The organism is Meridianimarinicoccus zhengii, from assembly GCF_003254465.1.
GTDB classification, from domain to species: domain Bacteria; phylum Pseudomonadota; class Alphaproteobacteria; order Rhodobacterales; family Rhodobacteraceae; genus Meridianimarinicoccus; species Meridianimarinicoccus zhengii.
In genome coordinates this window covers 1-3415 of sequence record NZ_QDFI01000148.1, presented here as the reverse complement: position 1 = coordinate 3415, position 3415 = coordinate 1, and the positions used below count along the sequence as shown (strand labels likewise).

Genomic DNA, 3415 nt, shown 5'->3' with positions numbered 1-3415 from the left:
GCTGTGGGGCGATGCGGCGGACTGGCGGCTCGTCCCGGCGGATACCGCGGGCGACTGGGCCCCGGCCTCCCCCACCGGCTGGCTGATCCACGACACGCTCAGCGCCCGGCTGCATCCCGCCCGCGCCTGCGCCGCGCTCGCCGCGGCCATTCGCGCGTGGGGCGGAACCATCGGCCCCGATTTGCCCGCGCGGACCGGCGGCGCACCCGAGATCCACGCGACCGGCGCCGCGGGCCTTCTGTCGCTGTCCGCAGAGCTTGGCCGGAACGTCGGGCGCGCGGTGAAGGGGCAGGCGGCGCTGCTGCGCTGCGACCGCGCGGGGGCGCCGCAGCTATATGCCGACGGGCTGCACATCGTGCCCCATGACGACGGCACGGTGGCCATCGGCTCCACCTCGGAAACCGACTTCGCCGATCCGGCCGGCCATGATGCCCTGCTCGAAGACGTGATCGCCCGCGCCCGCGCCCAATGCCCGGTCCTCGCGGACGCGCCGGTCGTCCTGCGCTGGGCGGGTCTGCGCCCCCGTGCGCGCAGCCGTGCGCCCATGCTGGGGCCGCACCCGTCCCGCCCCCGCGTCTTCATCGCCAATGGCGGCTTCAAGATCGGCTTCGGCATGGCCCCGAAAGTGGCCGAGACCATGGCCGATCTCGTGCTCGACGGGCGGGACACGATCCCCGACGGCTTCCGCGTGACCGACAACCTGCGCTGACCGCGCCGGGGAAGACAGATTTTCAATTGAGAATCTGCGCCCGCGGTCCCGGTCAGGACATGCGCGCGGTCCGCAGGTCTGCGGCGGTGCGCAGCTCGTCCATCAGCTCGACCAGGGCCTTTTCGTACAGCTCGTTTTGCAACCGGCCCTCCGCGTCGAACTCCTTGGACGGTCCGGCCACCAGCACTTCCGGCCCCGGCACAAGCAGCGGACGGAACGGCGCAAGGCAAAGACGCAGCGCATACTGCCCGCGCGCGCCACCCGCCCGGCCCGCATTGGCCGACATGATCGCCACCGGCTTGCCCTGCCACGGGTTGCCCTCGGTCCGGCTGATCCAGTCGAGCGCGTTCTTCAGCACACCCGATACTGACTGGTTGTATTCCGGCGACGCGATCACCACCGCATCCGCTTCGGCGATCAGGTCGGCGGCTCGCTGCACCGCACCCGGCACGCCCTCCGCCTGTTCCAGGTCACCATCGTAGAGCGGAAACCGGATATCGGCCTGCGTGAAGTCGCACTCCCCGGCACGGCGCACCGCCTCGTTCAGCAGCCTGAGGTTCCATGACCCCGCGCGCAGCGATCCGCACAGCCCCACCAGTTTCAGCCTTGTCATCGTCAACTCTCCTGTCCTGACCGGGAAAACACCTAAGCCCCCGCGCTCAGAACTCCACCCCCGGCTGCGCCTTGATGCCCGCGCGGAACGGGTGCTTCACAAGCTCCATCTCCGTCACAAGGTCCGCCGCCGCGATCAGCTCGTCCTTCGCGTTGCGCCCCGTCAGCACCACATGGGTCATCGCCGGCTTCTCGGCCTCCAGAAACGCCACCACCTCCGCCACGTCGAGGTAATCGTAGCGCAGCGCGATGTTGATCTCGTCCAGCAGCACCATCCGGTTGGCCGGGTCCCGGATCAGCTCCTGCGCCTTGCCCCACGCCGCCTGCGCCGCCGCCACGTCCCGCGCGCGGTCCTGCGTTTCCCAGGTGAAGCCCTCGCCCATCGTGTGGAACGCGCACAGCTCGCTGAAATGCCGCCCGATCAGGTCGCGCTCACCCGTCTCCATGCCCCCTTTGATGAACTGCACCACCGCACAGGGAAACCCGTGCGCGATGCAGCGAAAGATCATCCCGAACGCGGCCGAGGATTTCCCCTTCCCCTTCCCCGTATGGACGATCACCAGCCCCTTCTCGCCTTCCTTCGTCGCCATGATCTTGTCGCGCGCGGCCTTCTTCTTGGCCATCTTCGCCGCGTGCCGGGCCAGGTCGTCGCTCTCGTCGGTCATGTCATCCCCTTTTGGCCGCACCCTCGCCCATCGCGCCGCGACCGTCCAGCCTCAGAACAGCCAGCCCACCACCACCGGCACCGCCAGCGCGGTAAACAGCGCGTTCAGCCCCATGGCGATCCCGGCAAAGGCCCCCGCCGTCGGGTCCACCTGGAACGCCCGCGCCGTCCCGATCCCGCTGGCCGAATTGCCCGCCGCGAAGCCCCGCGCGCGGTAATCCGTCACCCCCAGCGCGTCGAACAAGGGCGTCACCACCACCGCCCCCGTGATCCCCGTCAGGATCACCAGCGCCGCGGTCAGCGACGGGATCGCCCCGATCGCCTCCGCCACGCCAATGGCGATGGGGGAGGTCGCGGATTTCGGCGCCAGCGACAGCAGCACCTCGCCCCGCAGCCCCAGCGCCCAGCCGATCCCCAGCCCCGTCAGCATCGCCGCCAGACCGCCCGCCACCAGCGCCGCAAGCATCGGCAGCACCGTGCGCAGGATCACGCGGCGGTTGGCATAAAGCGGCACGGACAGCGCCACGGTCGCGGGCCCCAGCAGGAAATGCACGAACTGCGCCCCGTCGAAATACACGTCATAGGTCGTCCCCGTCGCCAGCAGCACCGAACCCAGCAGCACCATGGCGATCAGCACCGGGTTGACGAAGGGCCGCCGCCCGCTCGCCCGGAACGCCCAGTCACCGATGGCATAGGCGAGCACCGTGGCCGTCAGCCACCACAACGGGCTGTCGGTCAGGTAGACCCAGATCTCGCCCACCGGGGTCACAGCCGCCCCTCCACCAGCCGCAGCACGGCGGCAAAGGTCAGCACGCTCGTGATCAGCCCCGCCAGCGTGCTCGCCACCAGCGCGAGCAGGAGGGCGACCCCATGCTCCCCCAGCAGGTGCAGATGCGCCACGACGCCCACGCCCGCGGGCACGAACAGCAGCGACAGATGCGCCAGCAACCCCTCCGCCAGCCCCCGCACCACGCCGTAGAGCGCCGGAAATGCGAGCATCAGCCCCGCCAGCAGCGCCATGCCCAGCACCGGCCCGGGCAGCGCGAGGCCGAGGCCGGTCACGACGACCTGCCCGGCAAGCTGGCAGGTGAACAGGATGGCGATGGCGTGCAGCATGAGGTTGCTCCGTTGCGGCAATATCGTCTTTTAACATGTCCGCAAAGGAATGCGACGGCCTGCATCGGCGCGTCGCTTGCCTAATGTGCTGAGCTTCTCAACGCGACGCAGGCGCGGCTAGAAACACTGCAGATGTCCGCTCCGAGCCCAGACAGGGTCAACCCGAGATTGTGTGGTTGGCAATCCGAGCACGAGATATAGTTGCATCGGCTGATAGGGTCGTCTGAGCTAAGTCGGCTTAGGCCGGTCTAAGTAGTTCAGGCTGAACAAACTTCTGGCTGGCCGCTCTGACGATTGCCGCGACAGTTTTCAGC

The 3415-nt window shown here is 69.0% G+C and carries 5 protein-coding genes; 1 reads left to right on the top strand and 4 read right to left on the bottom strand.

The features are described from left to right. A partial coding sequence (locus DDE13_RS22075; protein ID WP_111406352.1) for an NAD(P)/FAD-dependent oxidoreductase occupies window positions 1-709 on the top strand: 709 nt, incomplete at its 5' end. 52 nt (window positions 710-761) lie between these two features. On the opposite strand, the gene DDE13_RS22070 is transcribed toward DDE13_RS22075, so the two are convergent. The 4 genes from DDE13_RS22070 to DDE13_RS23315 are packed head-to-tail and all read right to left on the bottom strand — an operon-like array spanning window position 762 to window position 3101. Beyond that, on the bottom strand, window positions 762-1322 hold the full coding sequence (locus DDE13_RS22070; RefSeq protein ID WP_111406351.1) for an NADPH-dependent FMN reductase: 561 nt from the start codon (window positions 1320-1322) through the stop codon (window positions 762-764). A gap of 46 nt (window positions 1323-1368) precedes the next feature. Further along, window positions 1369-1986 carry a cob(I)yrinic acid a,c-diamide adenosyltransferase gene (gene cobO / locus DDE13_RS22065; RefSeq protein ID WP_111406350.1) on the bottom strand — a complete coding sequence of 206 codons (618 nt, stop codon included), beginning with the start codon at window positions 1984-1986 and terminating at the stop codon, window positions 1369-1371. A gap of 51 nt (window positions 1987-2037) precedes the next feature. After that, window positions 2038-2754, bottom strand: coding sequence for an LrgB family protein (locus DDE13_RS22060; protein ID WP_111406349.1), 717 nt, complete (start codon window positions 2752-2754; stop codon window positions 2038-2040). After that, window positions 2751-3101 carry a CidA/LrgA family protein gene (locus tag DDE13_RS23315; protein ID WP_111406348.1) on the bottom strand — a complete coding sequence of 117 codons (351 nt, stop codon included), beginning with the start codon at window positions 3099-3101 and terminating at the stop codon, window positions 2751-2753. The genes DDE13_RS22060 and DDE13_RS23315 overlap by 4 nt, the downstream gene beginning before the upstream one ends. Window positions 3102-3415: the final 314 nt, after the last annotated feature.